Origin of the sequence: Pseudomonas lalkuanensis (genome assembly GCF_008807375.1) — a bacterium.
Taxonomy (GTDB): domain Bacteria; phylum Pseudomonadota; class Gammaproteobacteria; order Pseudomonadales; family Pseudomonadaceae; genus Metapseudomonas; species Metapseudomonas lalkuanensis.
Genome location: NZ_CP043311.1, coordinates 1,470,026 through 1,490,345, shown reverse-complemented (window position 1 = coordinate 1,490,345; position 20,320 = coordinate 1,470,026). Strand labels below are relative to the sequence as shown.

Below are 20,320 nucleotides of genomic sequence, written 5' to 3'. Positions count from 1 at the left end.
CAACGGAAGGAGAACACCATGCTGCGTATTGCCCTGAATGGATACGGGCGCATCGGTCGCGCCCTGGTTCGTGCGCTGTTCGAGAGGGGACTCGATCAGCGCCTGCGCATCGAGGCAATCAATGACCTCGGCGACTTCGAATCACTGGCGCACCTGACCCGCTTCGATTCCACCTTCGGCCGTTTTCATGGCCATGTCGCACTGCATGACAACCACTTGCAGGTGAACAACCAGACCATCCACCTGCTGCGCGAACGCGATCCGGTGAACCTGCCCTGGGACCAGTTGGGCGTGGACCTGGTGCTGGAATGCTCGGGCAAGATGAAGAAGCGCGCCCAGGTGGAACAACACCTGACTGCGGGCGCCCCCCGGGTACTGCTGTCGCACCCACTGGACTCCGCCGACCTGACGGTGGTGTACGGGGTCAACCACGAGCAGCTGGGCAGCCAGCAAATCGTCTCCAACGCATCCTGCACCACCAACTGCCTGGCGCCACTGGCCATGCTGCTGCATCGCTCGGTCGGCATCCGCAGCGGCCTGGTGACCACGGTGCACGCCTACACCAATGACCAGAACCTGCTCGACAAGAGCCACGCCGACCTCTATCGCGCACGCGCCGCAGCCGTCTCGATGATTCCCACCAGCACGGGCGCGGCCAAGGCCATCGGCCTGGTGCTACCGGAGCTCGCCGGCCGCCTGGATGGGCTGGCGGTGCGGGTGCCGACGCCGAACGTTTCACTGCTGGACCTCTCCTTCATCGCCGAGCGCCCGGCCAGCCCCGAGACGATCAACGCCGTCCTCGAAGCCGGCGCCCGCGACCTGCCGCCAGGGGTGATGGAGTGCAATGCATTGCCGCTGGTATCCAGCGACTTCAATGGCCACCCGGTTTCCTGCGTCGTCGACCTCAACCACACCCGCGTTCAGGGCGACCTGGTGAAGGTGCTGGCCTGGTACGACAACGAATGGGCGTTCGCCAACCGGATGCTGGATGTGGTGCTGGCCTGGATGGCGCCTTGATGGCATGGAGGCCGGTGATGGCGATCAATCCAGTACGCCGGCCGGCGCTGGGGCGGAGCTTTTCCATTGGCTCAGCGCCACTCCGACGAAGACCAGCCCGGCGGCAAGCAGTTGCACGCCGGTCAGGCGTTCGCCGAGCAATCCCCAGGCGAAGATCAGGGTGAACACCGGTATCAGGTTGATGAAGCCGGTTGCCTGGCTCGCCGGGAGTCTCGACACGCCGAAGTTGTAGAGACCATAAGCACCCACCGTGACCACGGTGCCGAGGTAGATCATCGCACCGATGCCGAACGCGCTGACCGACTCCGGCACGGGCGACGTGATCGAGGCGAGTGGCAGGAAGAAGACGCTGCCGATGAAGGCCTGCATGGCGGTCAGGAAGAAGGCCGAGTAGCGCGAGGACAGGTGCTTGAGCAGCAGCGTGTAGCCGGTGGCGCAGAGCATGGCGAGGAATTCGTAGAAGTTGCCCAGAAGCGGTTGTGGTGCGTGGCCGTTGGACTCGCTGGCCAGGCTCAGCCACACCGCGCCGACCACCGCGAGGAGGAAGCCGGCCATGGTGCCGCGGGTAATCCGCTCGTGCAGCAATGCATAGGCACCCACCGCCACCAGCAGCGGCAGGAGTGCGGTGATCATCCCGGCCTGGGAGGCGCTGGTGTGCTGCAACGCCAGGGCTTCGAAGATGAAGTAGAGGCAGGGTTCGCAGGCGGCAAGGCCAAGCAGGTATTTCCAGTCGCCGGGGCGGTAGTCAAGTGCGCCGCGCCAGCGCCAGGCGGCCAGGAAGATCAGGCTTCCCAGGGCCATGCGGGCGAAGATCACCCAGTGCGGGGCGACCTCCTGAAAGGCCAGTTTGAGGGCGATGAAGGAGCTGCCCCACAGCGCCATGGCCAGCACCAGGCAGGCAATCGCCACAAGTCGTCCTTGCTGCGCCATGGGTCACCTCCGGGGAAAGCCGCCAGTCTAGGCGGCCATCCAGGGGGCCAGACAGGCACAGCAAGGGGGAAAAACTGTAGCGTTCACTGGTTCCAGGGTTTGCCGCGGGTTCGCTGGTCCAGGGGCAATTGCTGCAGCACCGCGGCCTTGGCGAGCATGTAGGCGCTGACCGGTGCGCTGATGAACAGGAACAGGCTGATCAGCAGTTCGTGCAGGCTGAGGCCATCGGCATCGGCGGAAAAGAACACCAGCGAGGCAATCACCACGCCGCCGACGCCAAGCGTTGTGGCCTTGGTCGGACCATGCAGGCGCATGAAGAAATCCGGCAGGCGATAGAGACCGATGGCGCCGATCAGCACGAAGGCGCTGCCGAGGATCAGCAGCGCCGAAACGAGGATTTCCGCCCAGAGGGGCAGGGAAAGGCTGGTCATTCGATGATGTCTCCACGCAGCATGTACTTGGCCACCGCCACGGTGCTGACGAAACCCAGCACGGCGATCAGCAACGCCACTTCGAAGAACAGATCGCTGCCCTTCCAGATGCCGTAAAGCATCAGCATGGCGATGGCGTTGACATAGAGGGTGTCCAGCGCCAGCACGCGGTCCGGCAGGCAGGGCCCCTTGACCAGGCGGGCCAGGGCCAGCAACAGCGCCATGCCGAGCATGGCCAGGCAGAGGGGAATCACGTAGGCGAGCACGGGAATATCTCCTTGAGCGGTGCCTCGTAGCGCGACTTGATCTCGGCCACCATGGCGGCCTTGTCCGGCACATCCAGGCCATGCACCAGCAGGATCCGGCGGTCGGCACTGAGGTCGGCGGCCAGAGACCCGGGCGTCAGGGACACCACGCTCACCAGCACGCTGATGGCGAGCTCGTTATCCAGGTCGATGGGCACCTCGACGAAGGCCGGACGCAGCGCCTCGACCCGTCCCAGGGTCAGCCGCGCCACCTGGAAGTTGGCCACCAGCACATCCCACACGACCATCAGCAGGAAACGCAGCAACTTGAGCGGATGCCAGCGGTTGGGCCGCTCGATCAGCAGGGGCTTGAAGCAGAACGGAATCACCCAGCCGAGGAAGGCGCCCAGCAGCCACTGCCCGAAGGCGAAGGAATCCACCAGCAACAGCCACACGAATAGCAGCAGCAGGCTTTCGGCGGGATGAGGGAAGAGCTTTCGCATCATGCGCCCGCCCCCTCGATAATCGCGCGATACAGGTTTTGGTCATGCAGTTGCGCGGCGCTGGCCTGTGCGTAGTCCAGCAGCGGCTGGGCGAATGCCACGAGCACCAGGCTGCCGGCCAGCAGCGCCAGGGTGGCGAACAGGCGGCCACCATCCAGTTCGGCGCTACCGAGCACCTGATGGCCGGTGCGCCAGAACAGGGTGCTGCCGGCACGGCTCAGGGCCACCAGGCTGATGAAGCCGCCGATCAGCAGCACGCTCCACAGCGGCAACGCCCCGGCACCGGGCGGAACCGCCTGGAGCAGCAGCAGCTTGGCGAAGAAGCCCGACAGCGGTGGCAGGCCGGCAACGGCAATGGCGCCGAAGAAGAAGGCCGCGCCAAGGACACCCGGATTCTGCAATGCCGGGCCCTGCACCAGATGGCCGCCCTTGTCGCCACGCTGCCGGCTGACCAGGTCGGCGAGCAGGAACAGCGCACCGGCTACCCAGGTGCTGTGCAGCAGGTAGAAGAGCGCGGCGCCCTGGGCTTCGGGAGTTCCCAGGGCGATCGCTGCCAGCAGGGTGCCGGCGGAAACCACCACCAGATAGGCGAGCAACCCCTGCAGGCTCGTGGCCGCCAGGGCGCCCAGCGCGCCGAGCATCACAGTGGCCAGGGCCAGCGGCCAGAGCCAGGGCTGTGCCAGGTTGGCCAGCTCGCCGGCTTCGGGACCAAAGACCAGGCTGTAGATCCGCAGGATGGAATAGATGCCCACCTTGGTCATGATCGCGAACAGCGCGGCCACCGGCGCACTGGCGGCGGCGTAGGCGCGCGGCAGCCAGAAGTACAACGGCAGCAGCGCCGCCTTGAGGGCGAATACCAGCAGCAGCACCAGTCCGGCGGCGGCCAGCACCGGGGCATTCTCCGGCCCGGCGGCGGCTACGTGGCGCGCCATGTCGGACATGTTCAGGGTGCCGGTGATGCCGTAGAGGGTACCCACCGCGATCAGGAACAGCGCCGACCCCGCGAGGTTGAGGATCACGTAATGCATGCTCGCCTTCACCCGTTCGCCGCCACCACCGTGCATCAGCAGGGAGTAGGAGGCGATCAGCAGGATCTCGAAGAACACGAAGAGGTTGAACAGGTCCCCGGTCAGGAAGGCGCCGTTGATACCCAGCAACTGGAACTGGAACAGCGCGTGGAAGCGCAGGCCGATGCGGTCGTCGCCACGAATGGCATAGAGCACCGCGGCGCAGGCCAGTACGGCGGTTGCCAGCAGCATCAGCCCGGCCAGGCGATCCAGCATCAGCACGATGCCGAACGGCGGTTGCCAGCCGCCCAGGGCATAGACGCGCAACTGGCCATCGCCGGCCTGCTGCATCAACAGCAGCGCCAGGGGCACCAGCGCGAGGGTGGCGAGCACCGAGAGACTGCGCTTCAACCGTTCGTTGGACGGCAGCACCAGCAAAAGCGCGCCGGTGAACAGCGGAATCAGGATCGGCAGGATCATCAGGTGGATCATGGCGACGACTCCTCGTCGGTGAGGCCGTCGACATGATCGCTGTTCAGGTCGCCGACGCCGCGCAGGGCCAGCACCACGACGAAGGCGGTCATGGCGAAGCCGATGACGATGGCGGTCAGCACCAGGGCCTGGGGCACCGGGTCGGCATATTGCACATCACGCCCGAGCACGGCGGCCTCGCCGCTCAGGCGGCCCATGGCGAAGAGGAACAGGTTCACGGCGTAGGACAGCAACGTCAGGCCCAGCACCACGGGGAAGGTCCGTCCACGCAGCAGCAGGTAGGCACCGCTGGCGGTGAGCAGGCCTAGGGTCACGGCGAATATCGCCTCCATCAGTGGATCTCCTTGCTCGCGGCCGGGGCCAGGCTCAGTCGCCCCAGGTTGACCAGGATCAGCAGCGTCGAACCGACCACGGCCAGGTAGACGCCGAGGTCGAAGAGCATGGCGGTGGCCAGTTCGAATTCGCCAACCAGCGGCCATTGCACATGGCCAAAGGCAGAGGTGAGGAAGTTGTGGCCGAAGGCCAGGCTGCCAAGGCCGGTGAGGCCCGCGATGACCACCCCGGCACCGGCGAGGCGCTGGTAGTTCAACGCCAGGCGCTGCTCGACCCAGGCGATGCCGCTGGCGATGTACTGCAGCACCAGCGCTACCGAGGTGATGAGGCCGGCGATGAACCCACCGCCGGGCAGATTGTGCCCGCGCAGGAAGATGAACACCGAGATCAGCAGTGCCAGCGGCAGCATGAGGCGCGACAGGGTTTCGAGAATCAGCGGGTGCTTGGCATGGGCCCAGTTGCGACCCTGGGGATCGCAGGTTGGATTGGCCAGACGCAGGCCGGAAAGCATGGCGTAGATGCCCACGGCGGCGATGGCCAGGACGGTGATCTCGCCCAGGGTATCGAAGCCACGGAAGTCCACCAGGATCACGTTGACCACGTTGCTGCCGCCACCTCCGGAAATGGCGTTTGCCAGGAAGAAGTCGGCAATGCCTTCGTAGGGGCGGGTCAGCACGGCGTAGGCCAGCAGCGCCACCATCACGCCCACGGCGCTGGCCAGGATGAAGTCGCGAAGGCCGCGCAGGCTGGAACTCTCGCTCGGCGTGCGGGACGGCAGGTAGTAGAGCGCCAGCATCAGCAGCACCAGGGTCACCACTTCCACCACCAACTGGGTCAGAGCCAGGTCCGGAGCGGAGAAGCGGGCGAAGGCCAGGGCCACCAGCAGGCCGCCGACACCGAGGATCATCAGGGAAATCAGGCGCTGGCGATGGAAGATCGCCGTCAGCACGCCGGAAAGCGCCAGCACCGCCATGCCCAGGGTGGTAATGCCGTCCAGCGGGGTCAGCGGACGCGAGCCGGCGATCTGCGGCAGCGGCGCCAGGGACAGCGCCACGAACAGCATGGCGCTGCCCAGCAGCAGGGCCAGGTAGCGTTGCAGGGAACCGTTCTCCAGGTGCCCGGTGATCCAGCGGGCAGCCATTACGACACACTGCACCTGTTGCTCGAACACGTCCTTGGCATCGGTGTCGGGCAGGCCGGCGTACCAGTTGAACAACGGCTTGCGCAGCACGTAGAGCAGCAGCCCTCCGACCAGGGCCACCAGGCTCATGGCCAGCGGCGTGTTGAAGCCGTGCCAGATGGCCAGGCTGTATTCCGGAAGCACGCCGCCCAGGCTGGCAGAGGCGGCAGTCGCGAGCAGCGGCGCCACCGTAACGGCGGGGAACATGCCCACCAGCAGGCAGAGGAACACCAGGATTTCCACCGGCACCTTCATGTAGCGCGGCGGCTCGTGGGGCGGGAACTTGGGCAGTACGGCCGGCTCGCCATTGAAGAACACGTCATGGACGAAGCGCAGGGAGTAGGCCACAGAGAACATCCCCGCCAGGGTCGCCGCCGCCGGCACCACCCAACTGAAGCTGCCCAGCAGGTCCTGCTGCAGGGTCTCGCCGAAGAACATCTCCTTGCTCAGGAATCCGTTCAGCAACGGCACCCCGGCCATGGCCAGGGACGCCACCATGGCCAGCACCGCCGTATGCGGCATGTACTTCCACATCCCGTTGATCAGGCGCATGTCGCGGCTGCCGGTCTCGTGGTCGATGATCCCGGCGGCCATGAAGAGCGAAGCCTTGAAGGTGGCGTGGTTGATGATGTGGAACACCGCTGCCACGTTCGACAGCTGCGAATCCAGGCCGAACAGCAGGGTGATCAGGCCCAGATGGCTGATGGTCGAGTAGGCCAGCAGGCCCTTGAGGTCGTGCTGGAACAGCGCCATGCCGGCACCGATCAGCAGGGTCGCCAGGCCGCTCAGGCTGACCAGGTAGAACCACAGGTCGGAACCGGACAGCGCCGGATAGAGGCGCGCCAGCAGAAACACGCCGGCCTTCACCATGGTGGCCGAGTGCAGGTAGGCCGACACCGGGGTCGGCGCCGCCATGGCATGGGGCAGCCAGAAGTGGAAAGGGAATTGCGCGGACTTGGTGAACACACCCAGCAGCACCAGCACCAGCGCCACTGGATAGAGGCTGTGGGCGCGGATCTGCTCACCCACGGCCAGTACCTGGGTCAGCTCGAAGCTGCCGGCGATGTGCCCCACCAGCAGCACGCCGGCGAACAGCGCAAGACCGCCGCCGCCGGTGACCGTGAGTGCCATGCGCGCGCCTTTGCGAGCGTCTGAGCGATAGCCCCAGAAGCCGATCAGGAGGAACGAAGACAGGCTGGTGAGCTCCCAGAACACCAGCATCAGCAGCAGGTTCTCGGACAACACCACGCCGAGCATCGCCCCCATGAACAGCAACAAGAACGCGAAGAAGCGCCCCATGGGCTCTTCGTCCGACAGGTAATAGCGGGCGTAGAGAATGACCAGCAGGCCGATGCCGAGGATCAGCAGCGCGAACAGGTAGCCCAGGCCATCGAGGCGCAGGCTGAAACTCAGGCCGAAGCCCGGCAACCAGGGTTGGATGAAGGTCAGGGTATGGCCGGCGAAGACGCTATCGGTCTGGGCCAGCAGGAGGATGAGGCCGGTGAGCGGTACCAGCGCGGCGGCACCCGCGCAAACGAAACGGCCATGGCGCTCGGCCAGCGGCGGCAGAAGCGCCCCGAGAAAGGGCAGCGCAACAATGAGCGCCAGGATCATCCATATCTCCCCTAGGTCAGCGCCATTTCCTTCCCAGTGTCGGAAACGGCAAGCGAAAAACCCGACGATTATCCATTGCTATCGATCCGCATCGATAGATTGAATTATTTCAAAACACGAGTGAGGCCGGAGGACGCCCAGCCCGGAAGGCGACAGGCCATTGGCTCTGTCGCCTTCTTCTGCAGGACTGGAACGGGCAAGAACAAGCTGTCCCGATCGGGACAGCTTAGCTTCAGTGAGCTACGCGGCTGGTGCCGTTGACGGTCATGATGCGCACACGCTCGCCAACGCGGAAGACTTCGTTGGGCTGGACTTCCTGGACGTAGGCGCGCATCGAGCCATCGTCCTCGCGTACGGTAATTTCCACACCCTGGGTGCGGGTCATACCTTCCTCGGCGGCTGCGCCCAGCAGGCCGCCAGCAACCGCACCGATGACGGCTGCAACCGCGCTTCCGCGGCCATGGCCGATGGTGCTGCCGCCGATGCCACCGACTACAGCGCCGGCACCCGCGCCGACCGGAGTCTTGGTGCCTTCGATCTTCACCGGACGCAAGGATTCGATGGTGCCCATGCGCACGGTCTGCACTTGCCGAGCCTCGTCACGGGAATAGGTGTCACCGGTCAGGCTCGACTGACAGCCACCCAATGCCAGTGCCACTGCCGTGAAAGAGGCCACCAGCAGGACGGGTTTACGCATAGCATTTCCTCCAGAATTAAGTACCTATCCATTAGACTCCGCGCCGCGAAAGCTGTCACCTGAAGGGGCGAACTACTCAGGCTTCGTTCAGCCTGAATTCAGCTTTCCTACAGTCTCCCGAGAATGATCCCACGTCCTCTCGTAACCCAAGGTTAGCTTATGGACTACTTCATCATCGTGATCACCACCGCTGCCGGCTTGTATTTCCACTGGTGGCTGTATGTCCGCATCAAGCGCTGGATGGATCGTGACCTCGCGCTGTCCCTCGCCGAGGGCGACAAGGCCAAGCAGGCCTTCATGCTGGAACAGCTGGAGCAGGCGCGGAAGGAAGGCATCAGGCGCAAGCAACTTCCCGACCGGCTGCGCCAGGCAGCCGACGGCTACCGGGCGCAGGGCTGAATCACCTCAGGGCGCAAGGCGCTCGCGGACCCAGGCGCCGTCCACCAGACGGTAATTGAGGCGGTCGTGCAGCCGGCTCGGCCTGCCCTGCCAGAACTCGATGCGCTCCGGCAGCAGGCGATAGCCGCCCCAATGCGGCGGACAGTTGGGCGCCTTGTCGAGGAAGCGTTTCTCGGTGTCGGCCAGCAGGGATTCGAGTTCCCCGCGATCACGGATCACCCGGCTCTGAGGCGAGGCCCAGGCCCCCAGGCGGCTGCCCAGCGGACGCACCTGGTAGTAGGCATCGGATTCGGCTGGAGTCACCCGCTCTACCCTGCCCTCGATGCGCACCTGGCGCTCGAGGGCCGGCCAGAAGAAGGTCATGGCGGCGAAGGGATTGGCCAGGAGCTGTTCGCCCTTGGCGCTGTCGTAGTTGGTGAAGAAGGTGAAGCCACGCTCATCCAGCCCCTTGAGCAGCAACACCCGGCAGTGGGGACGACCTTCGGCATCCACCGTGGCGAGGGTCATGGCGTTGGGTTCGACCGGTAGCTGCTCGGTCTTCACGGCATCGCCGAACCAGTGCTGGAACAGACTGAAGGGCTCGGCGGGAGCCTGGTCCTCGCTGAGCCCGTCACGGGTGTAGTCGCGGCGCATATCGGCCAGGGTCTGGGTCATGATTGGCAGTCCTGTGTTCGGAAAGCCGATAGCTTACCCAAGCCCGGCCTACTTGGTTTGATCTGCCGCAACCACCTCTACGGCCTTGCCAGGCGCTTCCGGCTTGGCCGGCATGTTGTATTGGGCAAGCAGTGCGACCAGGGTTTCCTGTGGCGTGAGGATCATCTCGACACGCCGGTTGAGGGAGCGGCCTTGCTGGCTGTCGTTGGCGGCACGCGGCATATCCGAGCCCAGCCCCTTCAGGGACAGGCGATCACGCTGCAGGCCGCTCAGGCGGAAGATCGCGGCAACGGACTGGGCACGTTCCTGGCTGAGCTTGCGGTTGGCTTCATCCTTGCCAGAGCTATCGGCGTGCCCCAGGACCAGCACGGCGGTCTTGGTATCGCCTTCCACCAGCTTCGCCACTTTGGTGATGGGGCCCAGGGTGATGGGCAGCAGCATGCTCGGTCGATCCGGGTTATAGGACGGATCGACCGGCAGGGTCACTACCAGCACGTTCTCACGGCGCTCCACTTCCAGCTTGCTGCCCTTCACCGCCTCGCGCAGGCGCGGCTCGTACTGATCGAGCCAGGCCTGGGTCGCCTTGGTATCCACCTTGGCGACCTTGGTCTGCTTGGTTTTCTTGTCACCGCCGAAGGGCCACCAGGACTGGCTGGCGGAGACGGACTTCTCGGGCTTGGCTGGGACCTCGGCCTTCTGCTGGCCAAGCATGCTGCAGCCGGAGGCAGACACACAGAGAATCAGGGTGGAAATATTCAACAGCTTCATGGGCAGGATTCCGTAGTCGCAGGAGGCCGCACGCCAGCAGGAAATGATGGCGATTTAATCTCTCAATCGAGCTTAAATTCTCGCGCCAAGTGTCTAATCAGCAAAGAAAAAAACAGTCGAGGTGACGAGTGGCTCAGCCCAGGCATTCCTTGACCACGCGCGCCAGTTTCTGTGCGCGCGGGTCCATCAGGACGTAGGGACCGAGTGTGTTGGTGACAAAACCGAATGCCAGTTCGCGCTCGGGGTCGGCGAAGCCGGTGGAGCCACCAGCACCGGGGTGGCCGAAGGCGTAGCGGCCCATGCCGTAGGTGGCGTTGGCCACGTCCGGCTCGTCGAGCATGCAGCCGAGGCCGAAGCGAGTAGCGGTCAGCAATGTGAGGTCATCGCCACGGGCATGCTCGCGGGTCAACTCGGCGAGCAGTTCCCCATCCAGCAACTGGCCGTCCAGCAGGCCGGCGTAGAAGCCTGCCAGACTGCGCGCATTGCCGTGGCCATTGGCCGCCGGTTGCTGCATGCGCCGCCATTCCGGCTTGTTGGTGCTGGTCATGATCGACGGCGGGTTGGTGAAGGAGCGGGTACTGAGCGAGTTCGGCTCAGTCATCATGCATTTGAGCAGGCGCTGCGCTGCGGCATCCCCCATGTTGCCCTTGGCGCGGGCGATATGGGCGACGCGGTGGAACTCCTCATCGGCCAGGCCGACATGGAAATCCAGCCCCAGCGGCCTGGCGACGCGAGCCACGATGGACGCTCCCGGACCGCGACCTTCGACCCGGCGGATCAGCTCACCCACCAGCCAGCCGTAGGTGATGGGGGCATAGCCGTGCGCCTCGCCGGGTGTCCACCAGGGTTTCTCGGCCGCCAGTGCAGTGGTCATAGCCTCCCAGTCGTAGAGGGCTTCCGCCGGCAAAGCGGCGCGGATTGCCGGCAAGCCGGCGCGGTGACACAGGACCTGGCGAACGCTGATGCGCTCCTTGCCGGCGGCGGCGAACTCGGGCCAGTAACGCGCTACAGGCGCGTCCAACTCCAGCTTGCCCTCCCCTACCAGTTGCAGCAGGGTGACCGACGCGAAGGTCTTGGTGCAGGAAAACAGGTTGAGGATGGTGTCGCTGTGCCAGGCTTCCTGGCCATCCTTGTCCGCTACGCCGGCCCAGAGGTCGAGCACCGTCTCCCCGCCCACCTGCACGCAGAGCGCGGCGCCGCGCTCCTGCGGGTCCGCGAAGAGTTCGGCGAAGGCGTCTCTCGCCACCTCGAAGCGCAAGTCGAAATAGCCCTGGGTCTGCACCGGCATGCTCCTGTAGGAAATGGAGGCGGCATTGTTCCAGCCTTGCCGCCCCTTGTGAACCGTGCCGAAGACGGGTCGCCCATCAGGGCGTCCCGGCTTCCTCCGCGGGAGCAGCGGGCTCGGCAGGCGCCTCGGCCTCGGGCGCTCGTGCTGGAGCCTCCGCCTCATCCATGGGTTGCTCGGCGTCTTTCGCGGGCTCCGCCGGTTGCTCTTCAGCTGCCGGTTTGGCCGCTTCCTTCGGCGGCTCCTTGGCCGGCGCCTTGGACACCTGAGGTTTGTTGATTTCCGCCGCCAGGGCCAGGTTGGCCTTGCGCACCGCTTCGACGAAGCCCTGCCACGGACGGTCGGTGATGCCCACCAGGCCCAGGTGGCCGTTCTCGCCGTCGAGCAGGCGGCCTGTGGCTGGCTGGTCCAGATACTGGAACCAGTGGGCACCGACGATCAACGGCTCTTCGGCGGCCTTCTTCAGGTAGTTGGCGTAGGCCGGGCCGCGCTCCTCTTCCTTGTACACCTCGGACACGCCGCCCCAGAACGGACCGCGGTCGCGGGAGCCGAAGTGGAACTCGGTGAGCATCAGCGGCTTGTCCAGGCGACGCAGCAGCTCCATGTCCAGCCCATGCTGCGGCTCGCGGGTGTAGCGATTGAAACTGATCACGTCGCAGTACTGTGCGCACGCCTCGACGGCTTCGGGCACGGTAGCGGCGAATCGACCGCCCAGCAGCATGTGGTTGGGCGCATGCCACTTCATGGAATCGGCGATGGTCTTGAAGTAGGTGTCGGCATAGAAACGCTGGAAGCGCTTGAAGTCTTCCTCGATGGCCGGGTGCTCGGGGTTCGGCAGAGGTGGCTCGAAGCCCGGGTCTTCCATCAGTTCCCACGCCTGCAGCTCGATGCCCCAGGCCTTGGAGAGCCCCTCCTGGTTGCGATACTTGTCGCGCAGCTGCTTGAGGAAGGCGCGCTTGGCCGCCACGTCGGTGGTCAGGCGCAAAGTGCCGTAGGCCAGCGCGTAGCGGGCTTTCGGGTCTTCGCCGTGACCGCCCCAGGCCAGTTCGTTGTCAGCGAAGTAGCCGAGCAGCCAGGGATCGTCACGATGGTCGCGGGCGGCAATGGCGATAGCGCGCTCCGCCGCCATGGCGAAGCGCGGATCGAAGGGGTCGGGCATGCCACCCCACCAGTCGAATCCGGTCTTGATGGTGGAGAAATCACCGTGGATGGACAGCGGCAAGGTATAGGGCATGCGCTGGCTGGTGTTGAAAGCCGGATCACTCCAGTTGCCGACTGTGTTGAAGCCCCAGGCTTTCAGGCGATCCAGGCTGTGGTTCTTCCAGCGCTCCGGGTCGTTGCCGCCGTAGGTGCGCTCGATGTTCGCGCCATAGAAGTCGTACCAGCGGCCCTGATTGAACGCGCGGCCCTTGTTGGCATCGGTCTCGGCACGGTCGTCACCCTTGCCGAAGTGAGTGGCCAGGGGCTCGTTCTCCTTCGGCAGTGCCTTGAACATGGCTTCGCGGCCTTCGACGTAGGTCTGGCTGAGGCCAGGTGTTACCGCGTTGACGCCCAGGGAGAAGAACGGGTGGCCCTCCGGGGTGACCAGGAACCAGCGGCCATTGCGTTTCTCGGTACGGAAGAAGCCGCTGGCCTCGAAGGTTTCGCCGCCCAACCAGCCGCCGTAGGCGTCCTGCGCAGGCAATTTGGCGGTCCAGCCAGCCAGTTGCTTCGCCTCTTCCTCGGCGCCCTTCTTCAATTGCTCGTCGTTCTTCACCTTGCCCGGCCAGTCACCACGGGTGAACTGGCCGTAGGCATCCATCAAGCCGTCGTAGAGCGCCTCCTGCTGGTCTTCCTCTTCGGTGCCGAAACGGCCGAGCAGCACGTTCTGGGCTGCGTTTGGCTGGTTCAGGGACAGCGTCACGGAAGAAACCTTGCTGCGATCGAGCTCGCCATTGACCAGGGTGGCCGGCAGCCAGCGCTTACCATCGCGGGTCCAGGGCACCGGCGGTGCCGCGCGCATGCCGTGGGCATTGGGTGAGGTGGAAGCCAGGGGAATCAGCAGTGTCTGGGCCGGACCTGCCGGCAACGCGACCTGGGTGGTCAGGACCTTGCCGTCGGTGCTCTCGATGGCGACGTCCAGGGTGATGGCCCAGTCCTGCGCACTCTGGATGCGCAGGCTCATGGCCTCGGCCTTGGACCAGTCCCAACTGCCGCTCTGCGGGGTGAGGCGCAGGCTCGGCTTCTCGGCGGCATTGAAGGTGAGCCGTCGGAGAATCTCACCGTTGGCGGTTGTTTCGGCAGTCACGCTCGGCAGATTGGCGTCCTGGGTGGTCACCTGCACGGAGTCCAGCGGACGCACGAAATTGAACAGGGTCTCGGCCTGGGCAGCCAGGGGGATTCCCGACATCCCGAGAAGGATGGCCAGGACGAGGGGGCGTTTGGATGTCGAAAGCATCGGACCGGAGTTCCCAAGAGAATGCAGTGCATAGACCGCAACAAGTTCGTCTCTCGCCGTGGGTGCGACAAAACGAAGCGGGCCAGGCGGATGCCACGGGGCACCCGCAAAAACCCCGGCATCATCGCAGATCGGGGGAGCACAGCGTCAAGGGTGGGCCATCTGGCGCATTACCAGTCGTCGCCCCGGATATCCGGGAACGGGCCGGGGCAGCGGTCAGGCGATCTCGCGGCGGAACGGCGGCAACGCATCGAGGATGGCGCGGCCGTAACGCTGGGTGACCACACGACGGTCCAGCAGCGTGATGGTGCCGCGGTCCGCCTCCGTACGCAGCAGGCGACCGCAAGCCTGGACCAGTCGCAGGGAGGCGTCGGGCACGGCGATTTCCATGAAGGGATTGCCACCACGGGCCTCGATCCAGTCGGACAGCGCCGCCTCCACCGGGTCGTCCGGCACGGCGAAGGGAATCTTGGCGATCACCACGTGTTCGCAGTAGGCGCCCGGCAGGTCCACACCCTCGGCGAAGCTGGCCAGGCCGAAGAGCACGCTGGACTCGCCATCGTCCACCCGCGCCTTGTGCTTGTTCAGGGTTTCCTGCTTGGACAGGTTGCCCTGGATCAGTACGCGCTTGCGCCAGTCGCGGTCCAGCCCGTCGAACACATCCTGCATCTGCCGGCGCGAGGCGAACAGCACCAGGGTGCCACGCGCGCCCTCCACCAGGCCGGGCAGGTCACGGACGATGGCGGCGGTGTGGGCTGCTGCGTCGCGGGGGTCGGCTTTCAGGTCGGGCACCCGCAGCAGCCCCGCATCGGCGTGCTGGAACGGACTCGGCACAACGGCGGTGACAGCGGCCCTGGGCAGGCCGGCGCGCATGCGGAAACGGTCGAACTTGCCCAGCGCGGTGAGGGTGGCAGAGGTCACCAAGGCGCCGTAGGCCACGTTCCACAGGTTACGGCGCAAGGTCTCGGCGGCGAGGATGGGGCTGGCGTTGACTTCGATGTCATGCAACGCGCCGCTTTCCGCCAGGGTCAACCAGCGCGCCATGGGCGGGCTGTCTTCCGGGTCTTCGGTGGTGAAGGCGGTCCACAGTTCCCAGTTGCCCTGGGCGCGGACCAGCAGGCTGCCGAACAGCGGATACCACTCTTCCGCCTGGTGGCTGGCCAGACCGATGCTGGCTTCACCATCCATGGCTTCCTTGAGGAGTTCGGTCAGGCGAGTGAAGACATCGTGCAGCCTGGAGAAGCCTTTCTTCAGTTCGATGCCCAGCTCGCGAAGATGCTCGGGCACCACGCCGGCCTCGAAGCGATGCCGCGGACGGTCGCGGCCTTCCATGTCTTCACCGGCGCGGAAGTCGGCAATCTCTTCGCAGGCATTGAACATGAACTGCTGGTGGGTACGGATTTCCCGCGCCAGTACAGGCACGCCTTCGATCAGGCGGCCGAAATCGCCCGGCAGGGGATTCTGCGCCAGCAGCTTGGTGAGGTTCTTCGCCACTTGCTCCAGCCAGTCGGCGGTGGAGCGCAGGCGGGTGTAGTGGGCGAAGTGGCCGATGGCCTTGTCAGGCAGGTGATGGCCCTCGTCGAACACATAGAGGGTATCGCGCGGGTCGGGCAGCACGGCGCCGCCACCCAGGGCCAGGTCGGCCAGGACCATGTCGTGGTTGGTGACGATCACGTCCACCTTGGTCATGCCTTCCCGTGCCTTGTAGAAGGCGCACTGCTGGAAGTTCGGGCAATGGCGCTTGGTGCACTGGCTGTGGTCCGTGGTGACGCGGGCCCAGTCCTGGTCCTCGATGGCCTCGGGCCAGGCATCGCGGTCGCCATCCCAGCGGTTGCCGGCAAGGCGCTCGATCATCTGGTTGAGCAGCTTCTGGCCTTTCTCGTCCACATCGATATGGAAGCCCTCATCGGCGAACAGCTGGGCGGTTGCGCTCTGCGCCTGGCCCTCCTGCAGCAGCATGTCGAGCTTGGACAGGCAGAGGTAGCGGCCGCGCCCCTTGGCCAGGGCAAAACTGAAATTCAGGCCGCTGTTGCGCATCAGGTCGGGCAGGTCCTTGTGGACGATCTGCTCCTGCAGGGCAACAGTGGCGGTGGCGATCACCAGACGCTTGCCAGCCGCCTTGGCCACGGGAATGGTCGCCAGGCTATAGGCCACGGTCTTGCCGGTACCGGTCCCCGCTTCCACCGCGACCACGGCGGGTTCGCCCTCGCGATGCCCTTCTTCATCCATGGGAATGGCGCCCAGGGCCTTGGCCACCTCGGCGATCATCAGGCGCTGGCCATAGCGGGCCTTTAGCCCCTTGGCTTCGAGGAAACGGCTGTAGGCGCCCTGGATCTGGGACTTGAGTTCAGTGCTGAGCATGGGAGCAGGCGGGGTCGGAACGCTGGATAAATTTTCAGTACTTTAACAGGCCGGCTATGATAGCGCGCCTTCTTTTCCCCGCCGAATGGAGTTGACCGGATGACGCCTCACGCCGCCCTTTATGCCCTGCACCTGCTGTCCGCCCTGGTATGGGTCGGCGGCATGTTCTTCGCCTGGATGATCCTGCGGCCGGCTGCCGTCGCCACCCTGGAACCGCCTGCCCGGCTGCGTCTGTGGCTGGAAGTGTTCCGCCGTTTCTTCCAGTGGGTATGGCCGGCGGTGCTGGTCCTGCCCTTCACCGGCGTCGGCATGATGCACCTGTCGTACGCCAGCATGGAGGCCGCGCCGCGCTATGTGCACATGATGATCGGCCTTTATGTGGCGATGCTCGCCCTGTTCCTGCGGGTGAGCGCCCTGCTCCTACCGCAGCTGCGGGCAGCGGTGAACGCGGAGAACTGGCCGGAAGGTGGCGCGGTGCTGGGTCGCATCCGCCGGGTGGTGGGATTCAATCTTCTGATCGGGCTGGCACTGGTGACGATCGTCGCCCTTCGCCCGACGTTCTGATTACAGCCTTGCAGGCGCACGTCCCTGTGCGCCATCCCGCATTCAGAAACGCACGACCTTGAGGCTGCCGGCACTGCCGGCAGCACCGGCACGACCGGGTGGCCCGGCGCGACCGCCCTTGCCACCATCGGCCTTGTAAAGCAGGCAGCCCTTGCCGGCGCCGCCATGACCGCCCGCGCCACCTTCACCCGGTGCGCCACCGGCCCCGCCATCCAGGCGCACGCGTACCAGTTCCACCGGGAAGGAAGCCGGCACCTCAAGGCGCACCTGCCCACCGGCGCCACCGGTCTGGCCATCGCCGCCAGGCTGGCCGTCCCAGCCACGGCTGGCATCGCCCCACAGGCAGCCCGCCGCATCGCCGTCGGCGCCGGCCAGCCCGGAGTGTCCGGGAGCGCCGATGCCGCCGCGCACGTCGAGGGTCATCTCGCTCACCTGGACTTCGACGAACCGCAGATCGAGGTTGCGCCCGGAACTGGCCGGCTTGCTCATGCTGCCGGCAGCGCCCGAGGCCGTGATGTGGCTACCGGTGCCAATCTCGCCACGCTGCACTTCCAGGCGAAATGTCTGCTCGGCCGGAGCGATACCAAGACGCGCCTCGCGCCCCATGTGCAATTCGCCGATGCGCAATTCGGTGACCCCCGCCGGGATCAGCAGTGTGGCGAAATCTGCCACTTCGACCCGGTCGAGATTCAGGCTTCCGGCTCTGGACGGCAGCTTGAGGAAGTTATGGGCCTCCACCGTTACCTGCCCCTGGGCCAGGGCGACAGGCGTGATCAGCGCAAGCATCAGGCAGAACTTACGCATGGCCGCTCTCCTTGGCGCCGTGACGTCGGATTCCGAGCAGGTGAAAGACTCCGAACAGAAGCAGTTGCAGTCGATCAAGCCAGGGATTGGCCCGACCACGCAGCAACGAATTGAACAGCGTGATTTCGAACAGGTGGACCAGTATCAGCAGGATGCCGGCGCCGCTCAGCAGCATGTCGAATGGTTTGGCGAACGGTGAAACGAGGTTGACGATCACCACCAGCCAGAACAGCAGGGCAACGACCTTGCCCAGCCCCATGAATAAACGCATTCATCCCCTCCCCAAAGCGCTCAGCCAGGTCTGCCGATGCTCGGCAGCACCTCTCGCCGAGCCAGGCATTTTTCGAGTTTTGCGGAACATACGCCGAAGCCCGACGACGCACCAGTGCGTCGCCGGGAAAAGAATCGAACTGCGGAAGAGTCATTGATGCAGCGCAGAAAAATCCGTCAGCGATCGACCTGGATCTCCACCCGGCGGTTCTGCGCGCGCCCCGCGTCCGTCTCGTTGTCCGCCACCGGCTGGCTTTCCCCCCTGCCTTCTGTGGACAGCTTGTCGGCCGGTACGCCCTGGCCCGCCAGGAAGTCCGCCACGGACCTTGCCCGGCGCTCGGATAGCCCCTGGTTGTACTGGTCGGAGCCCACGCTGTCGGTGTGGCCGATCACCTTGGCGCCCACCAGATTGGCGCCATTAAGGCGGTTGGCGACGGCGACCAGTTGTTCCTTGGCAGTGGATGTCAGCTCGGCGGAGTCGAAGGCGAACAGCACGTTGCCCATGTCGCTGAGGACGATCACCTCATCCTGGGGCGGCGCCGGAGGGGCCTCGGTCGTGGCCTGGGGATAAGTTCGCTGTGGACAACCGCGACTATCGACGGTCGCACCGGCTGGGGTATTGGGACAGTCATCCCGGCGATCGAAGACGCCATCGCCATCGGCATCGCCGTCCTGCACGTAACAGATCAGGCCACCGACAATGGCGCCGGCCGCGGCGCCACCCGCTGCCCAGGCAGAGCTCTCGATTGAGCCCAGACCACCGCCTGCCAGGCCGCCGATCAGACTGCAGATTGGCCAATTCCCCTGATTCAGCGGCGCACTGCCATTGCTGGACGTGGACGCACAACCAGAGAGGAAACTGCTGACCAGAAGAAGTGAAATCGCAACCCGGGGAAGTTGGTTGCCCATGATGATTCTCCTGTGCCACCGGCCAAGCCGGTACCACAGGAGTAAAGACCCGGCTCCTGCGGCGCACAAGGCGCGCGCCGCAGGTACTCCGGGGTTTAGCGGTCGATCTGGATTTCCACGCGACGGTTCATGGCGCGGCCGTCCTTGGTGGCGTTGTCGGCTACCGGCTGGCTTTCACCCGCACCGCTGACACTGACGATATTGGAGGCCGGGATGCCACTGCGTACCAGGTAGTCGGCCACCGATTGGGCGCGGCGCTCCGAAAGTTTCTGGTTGTAGGCATCAGAGCCGACGCTGTCGGTGTGACCGGTGATGGTCAGCTTGGCATCCGGAGCTTCGTTCTTCAGTCGACTGGCGACGCCATCGAGCTTGGCTTCGTCAGCCGGGTCGAGTTTCGCGGAGTCGAATGCGAACAGCAGATCGCGGACAACAATGGTTTCGTGCTCGACGACGACCACCTCTTCAGCCACCGGCTCTTCTGCCTTGAGCGGGCAACCGTCGGCGTCCACCTGGGTACCACGCGGAGTGCCAGGGCACTTGTCGCGGCTATCCAGTACGCCGTCGCCATCCTCATCGCCATCGCCGTGAACCCAGCAATAGGCTGCCGCCGTGCCGGCGCCAATCAGGGCACCCCAGCCGGCATAGGTGCTGCTTTCAATGGCACCCAGTCCCGCACCTACCACACCCCCTACTGCCGCACACTTGGGCCAGTCGGTCTTCTGCAGGCCGGCGCAACCGGTTAGCAGGCTGGTCACTAGTACAAGGGGTAAAGCTGTCCGTGTAATGCTCATAAGCAAGTCTCCTCTTAGAATCGGCCCATACCGACAATTAGGGAGTAAAGACGCCAGCCCCGGAAACCGCCAGCACTAGGCCACGAGTCGCCTTCGGGCTAGTCTTGCCCTACCTGTTCGAGGATTTTCGATGACTGATAGTTTCTCCTCCCGCACACCGCAGCAAGCCCTCGCGGCCTTGCTCGAACGCCATGCTCCGCAAAGCCTGCTCCTGGTCGGTGACAGTCCGCTTCCGGCGCTCGAAGCCTTCGCCTCCGTCCACCCGGAATGCCAGGTAACGCAGGTTCCCGCCGGCCCGCTGCCGGCGGAGCAGGCAGGTCGCCGCTTCGACCTCGCGCTGCTGGCGGACTGCCTGGAGCACCTGCCCAAGCGCGACGGATTGCAGCTGCTGGGCGGCATCCGCAACCTCAACGCCAGTCGCGTAGCGGTGCTGGCGGATCTCAATGCCTGTGACTGGAAGGACACCGACTTCTTCTCCCTGGCCATGCAGGCCAGCGAGCGTTTCCGTCGCGACCAGCAGATCCTGACCCTGTTCACCTATGATCTGCGTGAGTACAAGCAGGTACCTGACTGGCTGAACGCCAAGTTCTGGGCCAACCCGGAAAACTTCGGCAAGTACTGGTGGTAAG

Annotated in this window: 20 protein-coding genes and 1 pseudogene; 4 read left to right on the top strand and 17 right to left on the bottom strand. The window is 65.2% G+C overall.

The genetic code is table 11. The features are described from left to right. Nucleotides 1-18 precede the first annotated feature (18 nt). Nucleotides 19-1,017, top strand: coding sequence for a type I glyceraldehyde-3-phosphate dehydrogenase (gene gap, locus FXN65_RS07135; protein ID WP_151132386.1), 999 nt, complete (start codon nucleotides 19-21; stop codon nucleotides 1,015-1,017). Nucleotides 1,018-1,041: 24 nt separating this feature from the next. Here the strand turns inward: gap and FXN65_RS07130 are convergent, their stop codons facing one another. The 8 genes from FXN65_RS07130 to FXN65_RS07095 all read right to left on the bottom strand — a co-directional run bounded on the left by FXN65_RS07130 (nucleotide 1,042) and on the right by FXN65_RS07095 (nucleotide 8,449). Continuing rightward, the gene (locus FXN65_RS07130) at nucleotides 1,042-1,947 is read right to left on the bottom strand and encodes a DMT family transporter (RefSeq protein ID WP_151132385.1); all 906 of its coding nucleotides are present in this window, start codon (nucleotides 1,945-1,947) and stop codon (nucleotides 1,042-1,044) included. An 83-nt stretch (nucleotides 1,948-2,030) separates the two neighbouring features. After that, nucleotides 2,031-2,378 carry a Na+/H+ antiporter subunit G gene (locus FXN65_RS07125; RefSeq protein ID WP_151132384.1) on the bottom strand — a complete coding sequence of 116 codons (348 nt, stop codon included), beginning with the start codon at nucleotides 2,376-2,378 and terminating at the stop codon, nucleotides 2,031-2,033. Further along, entirely contained in the window at nucleotides 2,375-2,644 is a 270-nt protein-coding gene (locus tag FXN65_RS07120; protein WP_151132383.1) for a K+/H+ antiporter subunit F, read from the bottom strand. Before FXN65_RS07120 ends, FXN65_RS07125 begins: the two co-directional genes overlap by 4 nt. Then, a complete protein-coding gene (locus FXN65_RS07115; RefSeq protein WP_151132382.1) occupies nucleotides 2,629-3,129 on the bottom strand; it encodes a Na+/H+ antiporter subunit E in 501 nt (166 codons plus the stop codon). Before FXN65_RS07115 ends, FXN65_RS07120 begins: the two co-directional genes overlap by 16 nt. Beyond that, nucleotides 3,126-4,625: a monovalent cation/H+ antiporter subunit D gene (locus FXN65_RS07110; protein ID WP_151132381.1), complete on the bottom strand. Its 1,500-nt coding sequence runs from the start codon at nucleotides 4,623-4,625 to the stop codon at nucleotides 3,126-3,128. The genes FXN65_RS07115 and FXN65_RS07110 overlap by 4 nt, the downstream gene beginning before the upstream one ends. Further along, a complete protein-coding gene (locus FXN65_RS07105) occupies nucleotides 4,622-4,957 on the bottom strand; it encodes a Na+/H+ antiporter subunit C (protein WP_151132380.1) in 336 nt (111 codons plus the stop codon). Before FXN65_RS07105 ends, FXN65_RS07110 begins: the two co-directional genes overlap by 4 nt. Beyond that, complete coding sequence (locus FXN65_RS07100; protein WP_151132379.1) at nucleotides 4,957-7,752, bottom strand: monovalent cation/H+ antiporter subunit A; 2,796 nt, start codon at nucleotides 7,750-7,752, stop codon at nucleotides 4,957-4,959. Before FXN65_RS07100 ends, FXN65_RS07105 begins: the two co-directional genes overlap by 1 nt. A gap of 232 nt (nucleotides 7,753-7,984) precedes the next feature. After that, nucleotides 7,985-8,449, bottom strand: a complete 465-nt coding sequence (locus tag FXN65_RS07095; RefSeq protein WP_151132378.1) for an outer membrane lipoprotein — start codon at nucleotides 8,447-8,449, stop codon at nucleotides 7,985-7,987. Nucleotides 8,450-8,608: 159 nt separating this feature from the next. Between FXN65_RS07095 and FXN65_RS07090 the strand changes: the two genes are divergently transcribed. Next, nucleotides 8,609-8,848 carry a hypothetical protein gene (locus FXN65_RS07090; protein ID WP_151132377.1) on the top strand — a complete coding sequence of 80 codons (240 nt, stop codon included), beginning with the start codon at nucleotides 8,609-8,611 and terminating at the stop codon, nucleotides 8,846-8,848. Between the two features lie 6 nt (nucleotides 8,849-8,854). On the opposite strand, the gene pdxH is transcribed toward FXN65_RS07090, so the two are convergent. The 5 genes and pseudogenes from pdxH to dinG all read right to left on the bottom strand — a co-directional run bounded on the left by pdxH (nucleotide 8,855) and on the right by dinG (nucleotide 16,353). Further along, the gene (gene pdxH / locus FXN65_RS07085) at nucleotides 8,855-9,502 is read right to left on the bottom strand and encodes a pyridoxamine 5'-phosphate oxidase (RefSeq protein WP_151132376.1); all 648 of its coding nucleotides are present in this window, start codon (nucleotides 9,500-9,502) and stop codon (nucleotides 8,855-8,857) included. 72 nt (nucleotides 9,503-9,574) lie between these two features. Then, nucleotides 9,575-10,213: pseudogene (locus FXN65_RS07080) on the bottom strand (OmpA family protein); the annotation flags it as partial. 190 nt (nucleotides 10,214-10,403) lie between these two features. Next, nucleotides 10,404-11,552 (bottom strand): serine hydrolase domain-containing protein, encoded by a 1,149-nt coding sequence (locus tag FXN65_RS07075; RefSeq protein ID WP_151138689.1) that lies wholly within the window; start codon nucleotides 11,550-11,552, stop codon nucleotides 10,404-10,406. 82 nt (nucleotides 11,553-11,634) lie between these two features. Next, the gene (locus FXN65_RS07070; protein ID WP_151132374.1) at nucleotides 11,635-13,992 is read right to left on the bottom strand and encodes a beta-galactosidase; all 2,358 of its coding nucleotides are present in this window, start codon (nucleotides 13,990-13,992) and stop codon (nucleotides 11,635-11,637) included. A gap of 216 nt (nucleotides 13,993-14,208) precedes the next feature. After that, on the bottom strand, nucleotides 14,209-16,353 hold the full coding sequence (gene dinG / locus FXN65_RS07065) for an ATP-dependent DNA helicase DinG (protein WP_151132373.1): 2,145 nt from the start codon (nucleotides 16,351-16,353) through the stop codon (nucleotides 14,209-14,211). Between the two features lie 99 nt (nucleotides 16,354-16,452). Here dinG and FXN65_RS07060 point away from each other — a divergent pair, with 99 nt between their 5' ends. Next, nucleotides 16,453-16,917, top strand: a complete 465-nt coding sequence (locus tag FXN65_RS07060; RefSeq protein ID WP_151132372.1) for a CopD family protein — start codon at nucleotides 16,453-16,455, stop codon at nucleotides 16,915-16,917. A 42-nt stretch (nucleotides 16,918-16,959) separates the two neighbouring features. On the opposite strand, the gene FXN65_RS07055 is transcribed toward FXN65_RS07060, so the two are convergent. The 4 genes from FXN65_RS07055 to FXN65_RS07040 all read right to left on the bottom strand — a co-directional run bounded on the left by FXN65_RS07055 (nucleotide 16,960) and on the right by FXN65_RS07040 (nucleotide 19,691). Continuing rightward, nucleotides 16,960-17,721, bottom strand: a complete 762-nt coding sequence (locus tag FXN65_RS07055) for a collagen-like protein (RefSeq protein ID WP_151132371.1) — start codon at nucleotides 17,719-17,721, stop codon at nucleotides 16,960-16,962. Further along, nucleotides 17,714-17,992, bottom strand: coding sequence for a DUF1145 domain-containing protein (locus FXN65_RS07050; RefSeq protein ID WP_151132370.1), 279 nt, complete (start codon nucleotides 17,990-17,992; stop codon nucleotides 17,714-17,716). The genes FXN65_RS07055 and FXN65_RS07050 overlap by 8 nt, the downstream gene beginning before the upstream one ends. A gap of 176 nt (nucleotides 17,993-18,168) precedes the next feature. Beyond that, nucleotides 18,169-18,900 (bottom strand): OmpA family protein, encoded by a 732-nt coding sequence (locus FXN65_RS07045; RefSeq protein WP_178119279.1) that lies wholly within the window; start codon nucleotides 18,898-18,900, stop codon nucleotides 18,169-18,171. Nucleotides 18,901-18,995: 95 nt separating this feature from the next. Then, a complete protein-coding gene (locus FXN65_RS07040; protein ID WP_151132369.1) occupies nucleotides 18,996-19,691 on the bottom strand; it encodes an OmpA family protein in 696 nt (231 codons plus the stop codon). 130 nt (nucleotides 19,692-19,821) lie between these two features. Between FXN65_RS07040 and FXN65_RS07035 the strand changes: the two genes are divergently transcribed. Then, nucleotides 19,822-20,319 (top strand): DUF6231 family protein, encoded by a 498-nt coding sequence (locus FXN65_RS07035; protein ID WP_151132368.1) that lies wholly within the window; start codon nucleotides 19,822-19,824, stop codon nucleotides 20,317-20,319. Nucleotide 20,320 lies beyond the last annotated feature (1 nt).